16 protein-coding genes and 1 rRNA gene are annotated in these 18,795 nt (G+C 42.8%); 7 read left to right on the top strand and 10 right to left on the bottom strand.

All coding sequences use genetic code 11. From position 1 onward, the window contains the following. Positions 1-31 precede the first annotated feature (31 nt). From FTU34_RS04640 to FTU34_RS04625, 4 genes are read left to right on the top strand one after another with little or no spacing between them, the layout of a single operon-like run. Positions 32-856, top strand: a complete 825-nt coding sequence (locus tag FTU34_RS04640) for an acetyl-CoA carboxylase carboxyltransferase subunit alpha (protein WP_078189570.1) — start codon at positions 32-34, stop codon at positions 854-856. Beyond that, positions 793-2,169 (top strand): tRNA lysidine(34) synthetase TilS, encoded by a 1,377-nt coding sequence (gene tilS, locus FTU34_RS04635; protein ID WP_180034862.1) that lies wholly within the window; start codon positions 793-795, stop codon positions 2,167-2,169. Before FTU34_RS04640 ends, tilS begins: the two co-directional genes overlap by 64 nt. Further along, positions 2,166-2,996, top strand: a complete 831-nt coding sequence (gene proC, locus FTU34_RS04630) for a pyrroline-5-carboxylate reductase (protein ID WP_078192626.1) — start codon at positions 2,166-2,168, stop codon at positions 2,994-2,996. The genes tilS and proC overlap by 4 nt, the downstream gene beginning before the upstream one ends. Before the next feature lie 27 nt (positions 2,997-3,023). Then, positions 3,024-3,587: a YggT family protein gene (locus FTU34_RS04625; RefSeq protein ID WP_078189567.1), complete on the top strand. Its 564-nt coding sequence runs from the start codon at positions 3,024-3,026 to the stop codon at positions 3,585-3,587. A gap of 161 nt (positions 3,588-3,748) precedes the next feature. On the opposite strand, the gene polA is transcribed toward FTU34_RS04625, so the two are convergent. Further along, positions 3,749-6,514: a DNA polymerase I gene (gene polA / locus FTU34_RS04620; RefSeq protein WP_180034861.1), complete on the bottom strand. Its 2,766-nt coding sequence runs from the start codon at positions 6,512-6,514 to the stop codon at positions 3,749-3,751. 163 nt (positions 6,515-6,677) lie between these two features. Here polA and FTU34_RS04615 point away from each other — a divergent pair, with 163 nt between their 5' ends. Further along, positions 6,678-9,464 (top strand): DUF2339 domain-containing protein, encoded by a 2,787-nt coding sequence (locus FTU34_RS04615; RefSeq protein WP_180035024.1) that lies wholly within the window; start codon positions 6,678-6,680, stop codon positions 9,462-9,464. Positions 9,465-9,585: 121 nt separating this feature from the next. Here FTU34_RS04615 and FTU34_RS04610 read toward each other — a convergent pair whose 3' ends face one another. Beyond that, the gene (locus FTU34_RS04610) at positions 9,586-10,509 is read right to left on the bottom strand and encodes a mechanosensitive ion channel family protein (RefSeq protein ID WP_180007243.1); all 924 of its coding nucleotides are present in this window, start codon (positions 10,507-10,509) and stop codon (positions 9,586-9,588) included. A gap of 9 nt (positions 10,510-10,518) precedes the next feature. After that, positions 10,519-11,340 (bottom strand): hypothetical protein, encoded by an 822-nt coding sequence (locus tag FTU34_RS04605; RefSeq protein WP_111884712.1) that lies wholly within the window; start codon positions 11,338-11,340, stop codon positions 10,519-10,521. A gap of 100 nt (positions 11,341-11,440) precedes the next feature. Here FTU34_RS04605 and gspE point away from each other — a divergent pair, with 100 nt between their 5' ends. Further along, positions 11,441-12,928, top strand: a complete 1,488-nt coding sequence (gspE, locus tag FTU34_RS04600) for a type II secretion system ATPase GspE (RefSeq protein WP_180034860.1) — start codon at positions 11,441-11,443, stop codon at positions 12,926-12,928. A 56-nt stretch (positions 12,929-12,984) separates the two neighbouring features. On the opposite strand, the gene FTU34_RS04595 is transcribed toward gspE, so the two are convergent. The 7 genes from FTU34_RS04595 to FTU34_RS04565 form a co-directional block, all read right to left on the bottom strand. Continuing rightward, on the bottom strand, positions 12,985-13,335 hold the full coding sequence (locus tag FTU34_RS04595) for a hypothetical protein (RefSeq protein WP_180007244.1): 351 nt from the start codon (positions 13,333-13,335) through the stop codon (positions 12,985-12,987). A gap of 172 nt (positions 13,336-13,507) precedes the next feature. Further along, positions 13,508-13,900, bottom strand: a complete 393-nt coding sequence (locus FTU34_RS04590; RefSeq protein WP_180034859.1) for a DUF4951 domain-containing protein — start codon at positions 13,898-13,900, stop codon at positions 13,508-13,510. A 201-nt stretch (positions 13,901-14,101) separates the two neighbouring features. After that, the gene (locus FTU34_RS04585) at positions 14,102-14,527 is read right to left on the bottom strand and encodes an organic hydroperoxide resistance protein (RefSeq protein ID WP_180034858.1); all 426 of its coding nucleotides are present in this window, start codon (positions 14,525-14,527) and stop codon (positions 14,102-14,104) included. 95 nt (positions 14,528-14,622) lie between these two features. After that, positions 14,623-15,447 (bottom strand): carbon-nitrogen hydrolase family protein, encoded by an 825-nt coding sequence (locus tag FTU34_RS04580; RefSeq protein ID WP_180034857.1) that lies wholly within the window; start codon positions 15,445-15,447, stop codon positions 14,623-14,625. Positions 15,448-15,479: 32 nt separating this feature from the next. Further along, complete coding sequence (gene gigB, locus FTU34_RS04575; protein WP_180034856.1) at positions 15,480-15,998, bottom strand: anti-anti-sigma factor GigB; 519 nt, start codon at positions 15,996-15,998, stop codon at positions 15,480-15,482. A gap of 112 nt (positions 15,999-16,110) precedes the next feature. Beyond that, the gene (gene gigA / locus FTU34_RS04570; RefSeq protein WP_078192616.1) at positions 16,111-17,079 is read right to left on the bottom strand and encodes an RsbU family protein phosphatase GigA; all 969 of its coding nucleotides are present in this window, start codon (positions 17,077-17,079) and stop codon (positions 16,111-16,113) included. A gap of 98 nt (positions 17,080-17,177) precedes the next feature. Further along, complete coding sequence (locus FTU34_RS04565; RefSeq protein WP_180034855.1) at positions 17,178-18,134, bottom strand: VacJ family lipoprotein; 957 nt, start codon at positions 18,132-18,134, stop codon at positions 17,178-17,180. Positions 18,135-18,670: 536 nt separating this feature from the next. On the opposite strand from FTU34_RS04565, the gene FTU34_RS04560 reads away from it, so the two are divergent. After that, positions 18,671-18,795: ribosomal RNA gene (locus tag FTU34_RS04560) — 16S ribosomal RNA — on the top strand; the annotation flags it as partial.

Genomic DNA, 18,795 nt, shown 5'->3' with positions numbered 1-18,795 from the left:
GACCAGTTAAGTTAGGGATAATGATCGACCTATGAAAAATAAAGCAGCTCAATCTAAAGCCTGGACTACGGTTCAGATCGCACGTCATCCTGAACGTCCGCAGTTTTTGGATTATGTTGGCGAAATTTTTACAGAGTTCGATGCTTTGCACGGTGACCGCCTATTTGGTGATGACGGGGCGATGATTGGTGGTTTGGCTCGTTTAGATGGTCAGCCTGTGATGATCGTAGGTCAGCACCGTGGTCGTAGTACACGTGAAAAATTACAGCATAATTTTGGTATGAGTAACCCAGAAGGTTATCGTAAAGCGCAGCGTTTATTGGATATGGCGGAGCGTTTTAATCTGCCTGTCTTTACCTTTATTGATACCATGGGTGCCTACCCAGGTGTGGGTGCAGAAGAACGTGGTCAGGCTGAAGCGATTGCAACCAGCTTAGCTCAGCTTTCTTCACTCAAAGTGCCTGTAGTGGCAACGGTATTGGGTGAAGGTGGTTCGGGTGGTGCGCTGGGTATTGGCGTAGCTGACCGTGTGATTATGCTATCTCACAGTATTTATTCAGTAATTTCACCTGAAGGCTGTGCATCTATTTTGTGGAAAACTGCAGAAAAAGCAGAACAAGCAAGTGAAGCATTGGCATTGACGGCAGATAAATTGCAGAAGATGGGCATTGTGGAATACGTGGTGGACGAAGCGGAGGGCGCACATTTAAACCCTGAAAAAGTCATGCAGGATTTGAAAGTGGTCTTGAAGCAAGCTTTAGAAGAACTGCAACCAATGGATGCAAACGAACGATGCGAAGCGCGTTATCAGCGTTTAATGAAGTTTGGCAGCGACAATTTAGGGCTGACTGCTTAAGTCAAATTCAGGCGCTGCCTGAACAAAGCCGATTTTTAATAGGATGTAGTGGTGGCATGGATTCCATGTTGCTGCTGCATCTTATGTCGTTTTTGTGCCCTGAAAAAATACGGGTGATTTATATTGATCACCAACTACAAGCCTGTAGTCATGCTTGGGGCGAGTTTGTACACGCTCAGTGTGCAGCGTTAAATCTCCCATTCATTATACAGAAAGTCCAGGTTGCGCAAGGTAACCTTGAAAACCAAGCCCGCTCAGCCCGCTATCAAGCCTTTGCCCAACATTTACAAGCAGATGAAATATTAGTACTCGCGCATCATCAGCAAGATCAAGCCGAGACACTGATATTGCGGCTACTTTCAGGTGCCGGTGTCCATGGCCTTGCTGCCATGAAAAAATTCGATGTACGTGAAGATTTTACATTATGGCGTCCGCTATTGGATCTTTCACGTGAGCAAATTTGCCAATGGGCAGCACAGCTGCATGTGCAAAATATTCAAGATCTCACCAATTTTGATACCGACTATGACCGCGCGTGGAGTCGTGAGATTTTGTGGCCGTTACTCAGCGATCGATTTCCTAAAATGCAGCAAGCTCTGAGTCGAACCAGTTACTTGATGCAAGATGCTGATGAAATTTTATATGAGGTGTTGCAGCAAGATTTAGCGGCCTGTGGTTCATCGCAAATGTTATCTTTGGCTGCTTTACAACAGCTCAGTCAGGCACGTCAGCGTCAGTTGTTATCGCACTGGATGAAAGGTGAGGGGCAATATCGTCCAAGTTTTGAAATGGTACAGCGTTTAGTTTCAGAAGTGATTGGCTCACGCGAAGACTCGCAAGCGGCATTACACTGGAATGGATTTTATTATCTGCGCTTTCAACAGCAACTTCATCGGATTGCCAAAGCGGAGTATCTGCCAACTGAACCCATTCAAGAGGTTGAGGTTGTAACTTGTGTTGCAGGTCAGTGCCTCAAGTTGCCTGCAGGACATTTCGTGATTCAACCCTCAGAGGTTGGCTTATCACCTGAATTATTGGGGCAGCAACTGCAGATACGCCCACGCCTTGGCGGCGAAAAAATTCATTTATATGGTCGTGTCGGAAGTTGGCCTTTGAAAAAAGCCATTCAGCAGGCGCAAATTTTTCCATGGCAGCGTCATACTATTCAAATATTAAGCCGAGATAATGTTATGCTAGGCGTCTTTACGCCTCAGGGCTTTTGGTTGGCGCAGTCTGAATTTTGTACTCAAGCTGGCTGGCAACCGACATTATCTCTTAACGCTAAATCTGCAATATCGGATCTTCAATCATGAGCGCAATTTTAAATTGTAATATCAGTTTCATTGGTGGCGGCAACATGGCACAGGCTTTAATTGGTGGCCTGATTGCACGTGGTGTCCCGACTACACGTATTACAGTTTCAGATCCCGTAGAAAAAGTACGTGAGCTTTTGGCTGAAAAAGATTTGCATGTGACCGATGATAATGTTGCAGCAATTCGAGAAGCTGACATTGTTCTTTTTGCCGTTAAACCTCAGGTGTTAGCAAAAGTTTTGGCACCATTACAAGGGTTGCTAGAAGGGAAGTTAGTGATTTCAATTGTTGCAGGTGCAGAAATTGCAACGATTTCAAAATTATTAGGCACAGAGCGTATTGTTCGTGTCATGCCAAATACACCGGCTTTAGTTCAAACCGGTGCGCATGGCTTATATGCAGGTGAAGCGGTTTCAGCTGAAGATCGTGATCTTGCAAGTCAAGTTTTGGCTTCAACGGGTTTAACACTTTGGGTAAACTCAGAAGCGCAAATTGATGCGGTAACAGCAGTTTCTGGCTCAGGTCCTGCATACTTTTTCTATATGATGGAAAGTATGATCCGTGCAGGTAAAAACATGGGCTTGGATGAAAAGGTAGCTACAGCGCTAACCTTGCAAACTGCATTGGGCGCTGCACAAATGGCGATTACCAGTGCCAACAGTCCTGCGGAGTTGCGTAAAAATGTAACCTCTCCAAACGGTACAACACAAGCTGCGATTGAAGTATTTGATCATGCTCAAATTTCACAAAATATTCAGGCCGCTTTAGCCGCAGCGCAAAAGCGTAGCCAAGAGTTGGCACAAGAGTTAAGCGAAAGCACCAAATAATTCGATTTGATTTAGGAAAGTTCAAGTATGGGCTCTGCTCAAATTTTTGGAATCATTATTAACGTTGCAATTTTGCTCGTATTTTTCCGTTTTTTAATGCAGCTTGCTGCCGTGAGTCCATATAACCCTGTGGTTTTGGCAACAGCAAAAGCAACAAAAATTGTCGATATCTTTAGCCGAATTTTCCCTACTTTGGCCAAAGGTCGAGTGAATACCGCAGCATTGGTGTTGGTGGTGATTCTGTATTTGTTAAAAATGTTTGGTTTGATGTATTTGTCTGGCGTGGCGGTGAATAGTCCATTCCATCTGATTATTATGACCTTTGTGACCATGATTCAGGATTTAATCCGTTTCTGTCGTTACTTAATTTTTGCATCGATTATTTTGAGTTGGGTCGTGATGTTTAGTCAGTCACGTTCGCCTTATATTGAAGTGGTTCAAGAATTGGCAGAACCGCTACTTGCGCCATTCCGCCGTATTCTTCCAAATATGGGGATGATTGACTTGTCACCAATTTTTGCGATTTTGGCATTGTTGGTTGCGGAAACCATTATGAAGCAAGTCGCAATTGCATTATTGACTGGTCTTTAATCTGAGCTAAGATGAGTTAAATTAAAAAGGACGCCGAGGCGTCCTTTTTTGTGGATTTAATATGAGGTGTAAAACAAGATATTTTTACTAACTAAGAAACATCTCACCTCTATCCCAACCTTCCTCCTAGAAGGAGAAAGGTGTGAATGAACGTGAATGAATTAGTGTGCTTCGTCCCAGTTATTACCTTGACCGACTTCCACAATCAGTGGAACGGAAATTTTCAACACAGATTGCATCACTTCAGTCAGTTGGGCAGAGAGTTCATCGGCAATTGCAGCATCAACTTCAAATACCAATTCATCGTGTACTTGCAGTAACATTTTGGCTTGATCTTTCGGTAAGATTTTATCGACTGCAATCATGGCCAGTTTAATGATATCCGCCGCAGAACCTTGTAGCGGCGCATTAATCGCTGCACGTTCAGCGCCTTGTTTCACCATTTTGTTGCTCGCCATAATGTCCGGTGTATACAGCCGACGACCTAAAATAGTTTCCACAAAACCTTGTTCACGTGCGACTTGGCGAGTACGTTCCATATATTCTAAAACACCAGGGTAGCGTTGGAAGTATTTACCAATATAGTTACGCGACTCTTCTCGAGTGAAACCCAGTTGACGGGTCAAACCGAATTCTGACATGCCGTAGAGCAGACCGAAGTTCACCGCTTTGGCTTGACGACGTTGGTTGCTGGTCACTTCATCGAGTGGAATGCCCAAAACTTCTGCTGCAGTACGTTTATGTACATCTTGCCCATGATTGAAAGCATCGACCAAGGCATGATCTTGCGAGAAATGCGCCATTAAACGTAATTCGATTTGCGAATAATCGGCTGCCAATAAAATGCGACCTTCAGGTGCAATAAAAGCTTTACGGATTTGACGTCCAATATCTTCACGGACAGGAATGTTCTGTAAGTTTGGATCGGTAGATGACAAACGACCTGTAGCCGTTAAAGCTTGGTGGTAACTGGTATGCACACGATGTGTGTCATCATTCACTTGCTTTAATAGACCGTCGGTATAGGTGCTTTTCAGTTTAGAAAGACCACGATATTCCAAAATTAAATCAGTAATCGGATGATCGATTTTTTCTAACACACTTTCACTGGTACTGTACTGACCTGTAGAAGTTTTCTTACCGCCTTTTAAACCTAATTTATCAAACAGAATCTCACCCACTTGTTTTGGTGAGCTGACATTGAAGCTTTGACCCGCAAGATCGGTAATTTCGGTTTCTAAATTTTGAATGGTATTGGCAAATTCCACACCAAGTTGGTCGAGGAAGTTCATATCTAGTTCAATGCCGTTTTCTTCCATAGAGGTTAGAACACGGGCAACAGGCATTTCAATATCGTGCAAAATATTGATCAGCTCCGGGTGAGCTTGTAACTTCTTATCGAGTACTTCATATAGACGATAGGTCACATGGGCATCTTCTGCGGCATAATGAGCTGCAGTTTCAAGCTCAATTTGGTTAAAGGTCTTTTGTTTTGCACCTTTGCCAGCCACTTGTTCGAACGTCGTTGTGAGATGACTTAAATACAAACGTGCGACGTCATCCATCCCATGACGTGTAGCCACAGAGTTAAGGACATAAGAGGCCAACATGGTATCGAAATACCAACCTGCCAAATGAATGCCATGATTTTCTAAGACATGTGCATCATATTTGAGATGATGACCAATTTTTTGTACGTCATTATCTTCAAGTAAAGGTTTGAGTTGATTCAGAATTGTGTCACGATCAAGTTGTTGCGGCGCACCTTCATAATCATGCGCAAGCGGCACGTAATAGGCATCATGTGCATCTAAAGCCACCGAGAAACCTACAATCTGCGCCACGCGGTAGTCAAGGCTAGTGGTTTCGGTATCAAAGGCAAAACGCTTTTCAGTACTTAGACGCTTGAATAACACATCCCAATCTTCTTGGGTCAATACTGTGTGATAACGAGCTTCACCGAGTAAATCATCAACACTAGTTTTGTCCGCTTGATCTTCAACTTCAGGTGCATTGGCTACAGTCGCCGTGGTGTTGATGGCTTTGGCTGCTTGTTTGTAAGTTGCGCCATTGGGGTTGTTCGGATGATCTAATGACTGCAGTTGGTTACGGAATTCTAGTTCCGTATATAAATCACGCAGTGCTGGAATATTTGGATCGGCAAGTTTCAAATCTTCGTATTTAAGGCCCATGTCGAGGTCACAAACAATACTCGCCAGTTGGTGGTCAAGAGCAATTCCTTCAACATTGTCTTTAATGTTTTGACCGACTTTACCTTTAATGCTGTCGACATTTTCTAAAATGCCGCCAATCGAGCCGTACTCGGTTAAAAGTTTCGCTGCTGTTTTTGCGCCAACACCGGGTACACCACGGATGCCGTCAGAGGCATCGCCCATCAGCGTGAGGTAGTCAATGATTTGATTCGGCCACACCCCAAATTTTTCAAAAACGCCTTGAACGTCCATCGGTTTGTCTTTGAAGCTGTCTTCTAAAGTGACACGCTCAGTAACGAGCTGTGCCATGTCTTTGTCACCAGTGGAGATCAAAACTTGATGACCGGCTGCTTCAGCGCGTTTGGCTAAAGTTCCGATAATGTCATCGGCTTCAGCGCCTGGCAACATATGTAGTGGAATCCCTAGAGCACGAATTAACGCATGAAGATATGGAATTTGTTGTGATAATTCTTCAGGCATGCTTGGACGGTCACCCTTATAAATTGGGGACAATTCATGACGGAAGGTTGGTTCAGGTGTATCGAAAATAACGGCCATGTGCGTCGGTTGGATACGACGCATTAATTTTTGGATGGCAGAAATGGCACCTCGGATTGCATTGGTATGCAAACCGGTTGAAGTGGTTAATGGTGGCAGTGCATGGTAAGCACGAAATAAAAAGTATGAGCCATCGACCAAGACAAATGGTGGCATTGATAATTTCCTAATCCTAAAAACGGTTTTATTGTACGTGATTTTTTGCCCGTACGCTGAGTCTAGATTGTATATGTAACTTACCGAATCACTGATGAATAGTTTTAATCCATCCGTCGGGCTCATGTATCATCAAAACATTCAGGAAAATGACGAAGCAGGTATGCTGAAACAGAATAATGAAATCAAGATGATTTGGTTGATGTCGCTGATTATGGTGGGGATCGGGGCATGGTACTTAGACCTCCGTATCCTGAGTTATATCAGCGGCATTGGTTTTATGCTCAGTGTGATGAATTATGTCGATGATTTACAGCACGGCGCTGATGCACTGAGCTCATCAAAACAATCATTTCAAGTGGCATCAAAGGTTCCGTTATATATTGCATCGTTATTAACGGTCGTTGGAGTGTTAACAGAACTGGGATACTTGGTTGCGATTGGGATTAGCCTGTGGGTCTATTTTTTTCTGCGTTGGCTGAAACGATTAGAACGTCAACTGCATCTATTGCAAGGACAGGTGCTTCATTCGCAATCCAGCCAAACGGCTACTTCAATATCAGCGTCGACAATAGACCGTCCTGAAAATTTTGATTCTAACGATACACCATCTGTGCATCCCGCGACGGCAGTTGGTACAGCTAGACATCAGGCATCATTCAATTCAACGCCTTCTAATACACCATCCAAGTCTGCGCCTAATCTATCTAGTCAAATTCAGCAATGGCTTTTCCAAGGCAATCCCGTGTTAAAAGTGGCGGTACTGGTCTTGGTGATTGGCGTGGTGCTCTTACTTAGATTTGCCACAGAGCATTGGCAACTAAGCTTGGCCATGAAACTGCTGATCGTGAGTTTGATCAGTGCTGGTGTTGTCGGACTGGGTTTTTGGCTGCAAACCAAAAACCGCAGTTTTGCCTTGGCGCTTGAAGGTCTAGGTCTTGCAGCACTGTTTTTGACTTTATTTTTTGCCTGTTACAATGCCGTGATTCCGGGCTTTGGCATAGCTTGTCTACTGTATGCTGCACTTATGGCATTGACGATTTGGCTCAGTTTGAAACAACAGTCGGTAGAACTGGCAATCATGGCAATGCTGATTGCCTATCTTGCGCCATTTACCTTACCTGTTCGTGATGCAACAGCAACGGAATTCATCGCCTATTATCTTGTGATTAATATTGCTGTTGCGGTCATGAGTACTGTAAGACCATGGAAATATCTGAATCAAATTGCATTTTTGATGACGGTGATTATGGGTGGTGGATATGCCTTTTACCACGGATACACCACCGAACGTCAGATGATGAGCGTGCTGGTTTTAGCCCACGCTGCGATTTTTATTTGGCTCGGTTTTCGTTTTAGCCAGTTATTGGCGAAACAGGATCTTGCGCACTTTCAACTCAAACCTGCCTTGGATATTGCACTGATATTTGCTTCGCCAGTGCTTGCTTATCTGGCATTGTATTTGATGTATTTTGAGGAAACCGTATGGCAGGCGGGGTATAGCTTGCTATTTGCAGCACTTTTTGCCGCACTGTATAGCATCAGTAAACGTAGTGCTGTGATCCCACTGATTGCACAAAGTTATTTGAGTTTGACCTTAATTTTCTTGGCACTGATTCCACCGATAGTATTGAAAGAGCAGTGGAGTGTGGTCGGTTGGGCAGTAGAAGGTGCGTTGATATTTATATATGCCTTATACAAGCAGTCCAATATCAGCCGTTATTTAGGCATGGCGCTCTTGGTGATGGCGGGTTGTTCAAGTCTGTATTATTTGGTTCAACTGCCACATTTCCCTGCACAGATGTATTGGGGCGTGTGTTTGAGCTATTTGGCGGCCATTATCGTGACGCACGCTGTTCCTGCATTTCATAAACAGCTTTCAAGTTCGAGTATTGCCTTTCAATGTGTGCAAATGCTCTCAGCAACTACTATGTTCATCATGTTGCTCTTAGATTGGCTGCAGAGTAGTCATCAATTGGCCTTGAGTCTATTGATTGTCAGTGTGGCCTATCTGTTGGTGAATGAAGGCTTGTTAAAACGAAAAGCTTCGTGGAGTTGGTCCATCATTAAGTGGACCGGTCTAGTGCCTGTTTATGTGATGGGGCTGTACCAAGTTATTTCAGTGAGTGAGAACGGTCAGTTAATTTGGCATTCAACGATGGAGCAGATTTATTTTGCATTCGCTGGGCTGAGCTTGACGCTGCTTTGGCTACGACCATTACTCGGTGTGCGTGAAGAAAAAGAATGGGTCAGTCTCGGAATTTTGAGTAGCTTGGCGTGGACCAGTCTGACGCTGATACCCAGTATGCCGTATATCAGTGTGGTAATTTTGCCGCTGATATTTTGTGCATGGTGTTATTGGCAAGCGCAGCAACCGGTCTGGAAAATGTTTTGGCAAGCGCGTAGCAGTTTGTTTTTGGCTTTAAGTTGGATCATCAGTTCGCAATTATTTAGTCAGCAGGCCTTTGTGGGATATATCTTGCCGATACTGAATCCTTTTGATGCTGTGAGTTTGCTGTTGTTAGCGGCTTTTTTATGGATGTTGAATCAACAGTTAAAAGCTGGTTTAGATCGTAGCTTGGCTGCCGTGTTGAGTGTCCTAGGGCTACTTTGGTTAAGTAGTTATGTTGTGCTCCGTGCCTTACATATGTATCTGGATACGCCTTATAACAGTTTAGATATTTGGAGTGATGCGACCGTTCAACTAAGTTTTACCGTGCTGTGGGTGTTATTGGCTTTAGTGAGTATGCGCTTTGCCACTCAGCGTCAATTACGTTCAGTTTGGCTGCTCGGCGGCAGTATTTTGGTCTTGGTGACGTTGAAATTGGTCTTGCTGGATTTATCTCATGTCGGCACACTCATGCGAGTGATTTCATTTATGGCGGCAGGTTTTGCCATGCTTTTGATTGCCTATATTGCCCCCATGCCGAATGACAAGATTGAGCCATGATGAAGTTCTTAAAGGTACGAGATCACTAAGCTGTACAGGTCGATGGCTATAAAAGTACATGATAAAAAAAACCTGCACATTTGAAGATATGCAGGGCCTTTCATATCAAGTCGATAGACCATTATTTGAGTTGAGGTTCTCGTTGAATTTCTTGCGCATTGGCATATTGATCGACGTTAGCATCGCTTGCTTGTGTAGAAAGTGGGTGGTCAACAAAACCCATTTTCGGGACAGGGATTTCAATTTTATTTTCTACAAAGGCATTTCGAATCCGTTCTTGCATCTCATCGCGAACTTTCAGGAAATTCTCTCTTTGGCACCAAATGGCAAAAAGCAGCTCAATGGAAGATTCTCGAAAGGCAGTGACGGTCACGGCAGGTTTAGGATCGGCCAAGACCAATGGATATTTACTAACGGCATCTAATAAAACTTCACGGACTTTGATGATGTCTTCATGAAAGTTAATCGCAAGGGTAATTGGAATGCGCCGTATTGGAAACTTAGACAAGTTATGTACAGGTGCCCGAATCAGTTGTTCATTCGGCAAACGGACATAGACATTGTCTTGCGTGAGTAATTTGACCGACAGTAAATCAATCGAGATCACTTCACCTTCAATGGTATGCCCACGAATCAGTGTCAATTGAATGGTATCACCAACTTCAAAAGAACCTTCACCGATCAAGAACATCCCGCTGATCAGGTTGGATGCGGACGTTTGCGAGGCAAAACCCAGTGCGACCGTTAAAATACCCGCTGCACCCAAGAAGACGCTGAGTTTAAAGCCGGCTTCTTTTAAACTTGCCATCACAAAGATTAAAAAGATGAAATAGAAAATCCCGCGACGCCAAACCAACTGCTGATGAGCATTGAAACGCATACCTACAGTGCGGATAAAGGTGTTTGAGATAAAACGGGCAATCAGAAAGCCGATGACTGCCAATAAAACAGCCACCAATAATTCTGTCAGCCGATCGGTATTGAGATTGGCGACCATTCCTTTTAGGCTGCTGGTGATTTCTGTCGAAATATTTAAATCTGCCATGGCTCGCCCTTAGAAAAATGAATCAAACATATTGAACAGCACATTGGCTGACTCGCGTGGCGGATGTAGATAAACAACGTCACCCGCTTGTGGTGGTGTACGGTTTTCAATTTTGACCCGCGGCGGTTTGTCATGACCTTCATGGACGACCCGAATTTGTGAAGTCCATAAACGTCCCGTACTTTCACTATAAAATAATGGCAAAGCCGGTACAGGGACATTCATACGGTCAAAACGAATCTGTTGATTACTCACGTTATGAAACTCAATAGGAGTTACTGCACGAAAAGCGCGAGGTTTGAGTTGTTTGAGTTCTGTACGACCATCAACTGCTGTGGCATAGCAAATTTCGCCCATTCGATGATTCGGACCAAACCAGGTATCTTTTGGTAGAATAACAGGTATATCAAACAAGGGTTCTCTAAGACCTTCGACAAAACCAGCAATCCAAAGCGGTGTGCTGATATATAGCGTTCCGCGCTGTCCGGCTGGAATATAAATCGGATCGACCGGTTTAATCACCACAGACCGATCTGCCAAACGTGGCATGATTTGAATTTTGTCATGTGTTTGGCGGAACATATAGCGTTCCATTTTAATGGGCTGTGGAAAACCAAATTCAGGGTCTTGTATCGGATGCCATTGTTGCTCATAGTCAAACTGAAAGGTTGGGCGATGGTATTCCATACGCCACTCTTGCATGCCGCGCGTCACACGGAACAATAAAGACCCAAACTGCCAACTGCGCGGGTGATTCAGTTCAAATTGATATTCCCCCCACCATTTACGTTTTGGGGATTCCTTTTCAGTCAAATCATTTTCTAATGGCAATGCGTATATCCCTTGTCCTGATAAATCCTAAAAACAGACTTCACGCTGTCAGATGCTTAGAGTACACTCAAAACAACTTTTTTCATCATTATAATGCGTGATGCAAGTACTTAAACAATTACAAATACCATATAGTTTTGCCAAACGTCATGGCGTATTGCTTCGATATGAGGGTGATCAAGCTTTTATTGTACGTCGTGACAGCACGCCACTGTTGGCTTTACAGGAAGCACGTCGCTATTTAGGGCATCCTGCACAATATCAATTATGTAGTGAGCAAGAGTTTAATCAATTACTCAGTGCAAGCTTTGCCGGAGACACCGGTGAGTCTCAACAAGTTGCAGCGGGTCTGGAAGATCATCCTGATTTACTCAGCCTTGCAGACTCTGTGCCAGAAGCTGAAGATTTGATGGATCAGGAGGATGATGCACCGATTGTACGCTTAATCAATGCCTTATTGTCGGAAGCAATTCGTGTTGGAGCCTCCGATATTCATATCGAATCTTTTGAAAAAAAGCTGTCTGTCCGCTTACGTGTCGATGGTCAGTTACGTGAAATTGTGCAGCCACGTCGCGAGCTTGCTCCATTGTTGGTGTCACGGATCAAAGTCATGGCAAAACTCGATATTGCGGAAAAGCGAATTCCACAAGATGGTCGTATTTCACTGCGTTTGGCGGGCCGTGAAGTCGATGTTCGTGTATCAACCTTACCGTCTTCGTATGGTGAGCGTGTAGTGATGCGTTTACTCGATAAACAAGCTGGGCGTTTAAATATGACCCATTTGGGGTTGATGCAGCATGACTATGATCGATTGAAACAACTGGTACATCGTCCGCATGGCATTATTTTGGTTACGGGACCAACGGGTTCGGGTAAAACCACAACCTTATATGCGGCATTGTCTGATCTAAATGATGGTTCAAAAAATATTTTGACTGCGGAAGATCCAATTGAGTATCAACTTGAAGGGATCGGGCAGACACAGGTCAATACCAAAGTGGATATGACCTTTGCTCGTGCATTAAAAGCCATGCTCCGCCAAGATCCAGATGTGGTGATGGTCGGGGAGATTCGTGATTTAGAAACTGCTGAAATTGCAGTACAAGCGTCATTAACAGGCCACTTGGTACTTTCAACGCTGCATACCAATACAGCAATTGGTGCTGTGACCCGTCTTAAAGACATGGGGATTGAACCCTTTCTACTTTCAAGCTCACTGATCGGTGTTGTGGCACAGCGTTTGGTTCGAACCTTGTGCCGTAATTGTGCGACTTGGCATGATGCCGATGATTTTGAAAAAGACTTATTTAAGCATCTCGATGCCTCGACCGAATTAAAATTGCCACAACCTAAAGGCTGCGAACAATGCTCGCATACTGGATTTACAGGGCGTACCGCAATTTATGAAATCGTCCCGATTGATGAGCAAACACGTCGCCTCATCCATGGTAATGCTGCTGAGTTTGAGTTAGAAAATCATGTACGTGCAAATGCGGGTTCAATTCGTGATGATGGATTGCGTAAAGTTTTGGCAGGTAAAACCACGATAGAAGAGGTTTTACGTGTAACCAATGAAGCGGCTGAATAGTCGGTGTGAATTATAAAAAAAGCCCCGAAGCCTGTGCAAGGACTCGGGGCTTTGCTTTAGTTAATCTTTTCAAAATGAATAACAGCATCGTATGCTTTATCTGTCAGAGTGAGGTGAGTTGCATCACTGAGTTTCATTTCAATGCTATTGCTCTCTTTATATTTCAAAACATCATTATTCACTTCGGCCATACCGGATGAAGCACTAGAAGTGCGCTCAGTATTATTTTTATCGAGCCAAAATTCGTCTTTAATTTGGTAGTCATCGCCTTGTTTGCTAATGGAAAGTTTGCGTAGGCTCTCCGTGTCAGGTGTTTGTTTCCATTCCCCTGAAAAATCAGGCGCAGGTGTTTGGCTACATGCGGCTAAGGCCAAGCTTAGAAAAAGCATCGAAAAGTATGTTTTCATTGTAAAGTCCTGAAAATGATTTTAATTTTTTATGGATGTATAGTTAATTATAGTTTGAATATTAAACATTTTTTAAATTTTATTCACTATTCTTTCTATCGAATGTCTCATAATTTTTTATTTTAATTTGAACAAAAACAGCCCAAAAAATATGGGCTGTACGGTCTTTCACTTACCACAAACTGACAACTTTCTTCATCAATTCAGCACGAATGGGCGCGGTTGGGTTACCTGCATTGCGCTGCGTTTCATTTTCATAAAACTTTTGCCAAGTTTGAACCATCTCTAAAGTGACATCTTGAGTTTTAAGCTTTTCAACGTCGGCTTTACTGATATTGGCTAAGCGCGCTGCTGCACCTTCTGGGCCTGTACCCCAACCAATGATGCCTTGGCCATAAGCAGGTAAAGACATGTTGTTCGGTGTTGGCGGTAGCGCAAGACGTTGAATATCTGGATTGACCAGGGATTTAATTTGAGGGCGGACTTTTTCAGACAGCGTTAATTCGGCAAAACTTAGTGTAGATGCGCTGATTAGCAATGTACTGATAAGGAGAGGTTTAAGCATCATAGATCAACAAATGAATGTAAATAAGAATCGTTATATATTTTAGCAAGGTTTTGGTAGCTGAATATGAATATTTAAATGTATTGGAAATGGATAAGATTTTATTTTGAGCTCAGCTGTAGATGTGTAGAAGTAAAAAAGCTCAAAGCACTATTTTATAAGAATTAAAACAGTGCTTTGTATAGATAGGTACAAATGGATTTAAGTCAAAACATTTAAAGTAACATTAATATTGTTTCGGGTCGCATTTGAATAGGGGCACACAATATGTGCAGCATCGACCAATTTCTGTGCCTCGCTTGCATCCATACCCTCAAGATGAATATTAAGCGTCACTTCGATACCAAATCCTGTTGGAATAGGGCCGATACCAACATCACCCTCGACGTAGGCAGTAGGGGTAATCAAAATTTTATCTCGGTTAGACACAAATTTCATTGCACCTAAAAAACAGGCTGAATAACCAGCGGCGAAGAGTTGTTCAGGATTCGTACCATTACCTGTACCCCCCATAATTTTCGGCACAGCCAATTGAACATCTAAATGACCATCGGATGTCGTTGCACGACCATCACGACCACCAGTGGCTTTTGCATGGGCTGTATAAACTGCTTTTTCTAAAGTCATTTTTCTAATCCCTCAGATGATGGTTTAAAATCATATCGTGGGGGATTTTGTTTAAATAATATTCAGTTTTTTTGTAATTTTATACAGAGTGAAAATCAATATTGAACCAAAACACGGTGCTGCATCAGTGGCATTGATGCGCGAATCTGTTGCTGCTCGTCTAAGTCGAAAGGAACTGTGAGTAGTTGAGCGCCTTCTTCTGCGGTGATTGCTAAAATTTGACCGCGGCTGTTGCTTGCTCCAGCATGCCCCCAAGTTTGACGCTTTTCACCATGCCAACCTTGTTGTGCAGCACCCAGTACAGCACATTGGCTATCCATGGCACGAGCTTGCAGTAACAACTGCCAGTGCATTTCACCCGTGGTATAAGTAAAAGCTGCAGGCGCCGTTAAAATGTTTGCATCTTGGCTACGAAGTTTCAAAGCCAGTTCAGGAAAGCGCAAGTCGTAGCACACCATCAGGCCAATATTGCCAAAAGGTGTTGTTGCAACTACGGTTTCAGTACCAGGTTCAAAGAATTTTGATTCTTGATAGCCACCGACAGCGTCACCAACTTGCACATCAAATAAATGAATTTTGTCATAACGTGCTTCGGTACGTTCAGGGCTGATACACAGGCTGACAGTACGGACACGGCCATCTTGAATGATTGAACCATCTGGACGATAAGGGCATGGGAGTGTGCCCGCAACAATCCAAAGTTGATAACGATGTGCGAGTTGTTCTAGTCGCTGCTGAATACTTTCAAATTGCGCCGCGGTTTCGCGCTGTTTACCTGCGGCAAAGCAGACAAAATTTTCAGGAAATACAATGAGACTCGCACCTTGAGCCTGACTTTGTTGCATCAATGACTCGATCACTTTGAAGTTATCTTCAATGTCATTTTGAGAATTCATTTGTGCAACGGAAAGTAAAGTCATGCGAAGAGGGTCTCTGCTGTGATTAACCTAAATTAGACATTTTGCTGCTTGGGTTGCTCTAGATTGTCCTGCTCTTTTTGCAGTTGTTTGACCAAAGGCTCAAACATATTTTGGTTGCTATCATTTAGTTTCATCAGCGTTTTGTGTGCATCTAAAACCGTATTCAGCATATTGCTATGGGTAATGTGTTCTTCCATAAGTGCGCGAGTGCATACACTTGGATCACCACAATAATTCAAAATAACAAACACCTGACCTAAACCCATGCTATTGGCAAGCGTTGTGATATCAGAGTTTGTAGACAACATTACCGCTTGGATATGGTGAACTTGTTTGAGCTTCAAACCCAGTTTCGCCAAAATGCCAAGGACAGTACTATCGATAAATGTCGTTTGGGTTAAATCAACGATTGCACCGGCGACATTTTGTTGCTGTTCAATTTTGTTTAATAACTTGTCTAGACTAATACAAGATTGGGCACGCACTTCGCCAATAAGCTTAAAAATATGCGTTCCGTTCAAGCTTGCATATTCAACATGACCTGTTGACATATAAATGCCATTTGCAGAGAAGGATAGTAAATTATCCCATAGGGGCACAGCTTACTCAAGTAGCCGAGTATGATCAGAAAGTCGTATTCGGTTTAAGTAATTGATTTCGTGATTAATTGATTCGACGTAAACTTAGGATGGCAATATCGTCAGCAACATGGTCTGGTGCTTGAAATGATTGATTTTGCAAGTGATAAACCAATTGACCTAGCTGTTCATTCAATCCACCGTCAAAAGGTTCAAGTGCGCCATCCGAGCAAATTACAAAGCGCGAATAACGATTTAAGGTAAATTCAAACTCTTCCACTTCTAGGTCTTCAGTTAAGCCGAGTGGGAAGCTGCTGGTATTTAAAATTCGTGCGGGAAGACCAGGTTCAAATAAAATGGCCGGCGGATAATGCCCTGCGCTAGACCATTTCAAGACATGCGTATCGAGATTGAGTATCCCCGCAATCATGGTAATGTGCTTTTCAATATTTTCTTGAACCAACATGCCATTGAGCTTTTTGATGAGTTCTCTCGGGGTTTTTGAACGACCGTGGAAAGCAGCCATCCAAGAGGTCAGTAAACTACTCGTCACCCCATGACCAGATACATCTGCAAGATAAAACATGATTTCTTTATCGCTGATTTTCCAGTAATCGTACCAATCACCGGATAAATAGGCTGAAGGCTGGAAGAATGTTTCAATTTTATAGTTGTGGAGTTCAATCGGGTTGGGCAGTAAACGTTTTTGCAAATCTGCAGCAGAAGGCAGGTCACGACTATCTTGATTGCGTTTGTATTGTGCGTCAATTTTAGTGAGTGCCACTTGAAGGTTGGTTGGAATATGATCCCAAACCCATCCTGCTAAAGCGCCTTGTTGCCAAGCTTGAGCCAGTGCAGCACCTTCATGCTCAAAAGCGAGCACAATGGTAGGAAGTGTCCATTGGTGATTTAAAAAGTCGGCAACATCAGCAATTGCAATGATCGTTGGATCATACAAGTCTAGATCTTCAATGTTAATCATTTGTACGCTAGGAAGCGCATCAAGTACCTGATCTAAATATGGAATATCACGAGTAGGTTGAATGAAATACATAAAGAATTAGATGAATCCTTCGATAGACAATAAGTGTACTATAGCAAGCTAATGATGGCTGGAGGGAAAAACCACACCAGCCAATTGAAAAATTTTATTTATTCAGTTGTTACCGTGTCGGTATCATCTGAACTGCTATCATCAATGAAATCGGTAGAATCATCAGATGAAACGTCTGTTGAATTATCTTCAGATTCATCAATATCGTCATCTTCTTCATCAATAAATAAGTTTTCTTCAGCAATACCTTTTTTCTCAGCAATAGAATAGTTCAGGCGTTGCAAATAAATATCACGAATTTGAGCGTATTTATCGCCTTGCAATACACCTTCGATATCCAGTAATTGAGCGCGAGTATCGATTCCACGTAAAGTTTGCTCAGACCAATACGCCACATCATGACCATCAAGCATATATTTCTGTAGACGTCCTTGACTATCTACAGCAAGCCCCACCGTTTGGCGCAATGTGCTTGGACCAAGCACTGGTAGAACAATATAAGGACCAGAAGGAATACCGTAATAACCTAAAGTCGCGCCAAAGTTTTCATCTTCTGTTTCTAGACCTAGACGGCTTGCAGGGTCAGCAAAGCCTAAAGTTGTCAGTGTATTAACAGTAAAACGCCCCAGACTTTTTGCGGCACGTGTCGGTCGTCCTTGAATGAGTTGGTTAAATGCATTCCAAGGTTCGCCCAAATTTTTACGGAATAAACGATAAGATTCACGAATATCCTTAGGGGTTTTTGCTACATATTGCACAGCAGCAGGGCGGGCAATATGGACATCTAAATAATCATTAAATGCGTAAACTTTCCGGTTGATCGGTTGGAAAGGGTCTTTATCTTCTTCTGATTGTGCTGCATTGGCATTTACAGATAATTTTTTTGCAACTTCAGATGACTTGACCATCGCAGCATGCGCAAGTTGTTGCGTTTTTGATTTATTGGCAGCTTCTGAGTCTTGAGCAACAGGTGCTGAAGCCTCGTCATTTGCAAATACAGGTGTTGTTACGACAAGTGACAATAATCCTGCATATAAAAAAGAAGTTTGGCGCATATATAGTCCTGACGCTTTTAGCGCGGCAAAATGTTTGCCGTATAATAAGTAAAAACGTTCAAATAATCCTGATTTATTACTATTAAACCAAATTTGATCAAAATATGAATGAAAAAATGTAATTTGAGTGAAAAATGTGCGCTCAAAATAATTATTTAAAAAAAGGTGTTGCAACGGATGTGAAATGCTGTAGAATGCACATCCATCGGCGGTGATGAAGATTAAAACTTCTGATAAAACAATGACTTGGTTGAATTGATTAAGTTGGGTTTTATTTTTTAAGTTTAAAAATAATTTGAATTACCAGTTGACTCTTTAGAAATAAAGAGTAATATAGCCGACCTAGCTTGCTGGTGACGAACCAACAAGAAGATCATTAAGAGATTATGAAGAACAACTTGTGTGGATTTTTACTGATTGATCGATCGAAATTATTTTCATTGATTGATGGTAGAAATTACTCGAAGTTTATTTGAGCAAATTTTTGTCAGTAATTGATGAGCCAAGATTGGTACACTATATGTACTATTGATTTTAAACTGAAGAGTTTGATCATGGCTCAGATTGAACGCTGGCGGCAGGCTTAACACATGCAAGTCGAGCGGGAATAGGTAGCTTGCTACCGATTTCTAGCGGCGGACGGGTGAGTAATGCTTAGGAA

Source organism: Acinetobacter sp. YH12094 (genome assembly GCF_013419295.1).
Classification (GTDB): domain Bacteria; phylum Pseudomonadota; class Gammaproteobacteria; order Pseudomonadales; family Moraxellaceae; genus Acinetobacter; species Acinetobacter amyesii.
The sequence above is the reverse complement of the archived record's forward strand: the minus strand, read 5'-3'. Positions and strand labels throughout refer to the sequence as shown.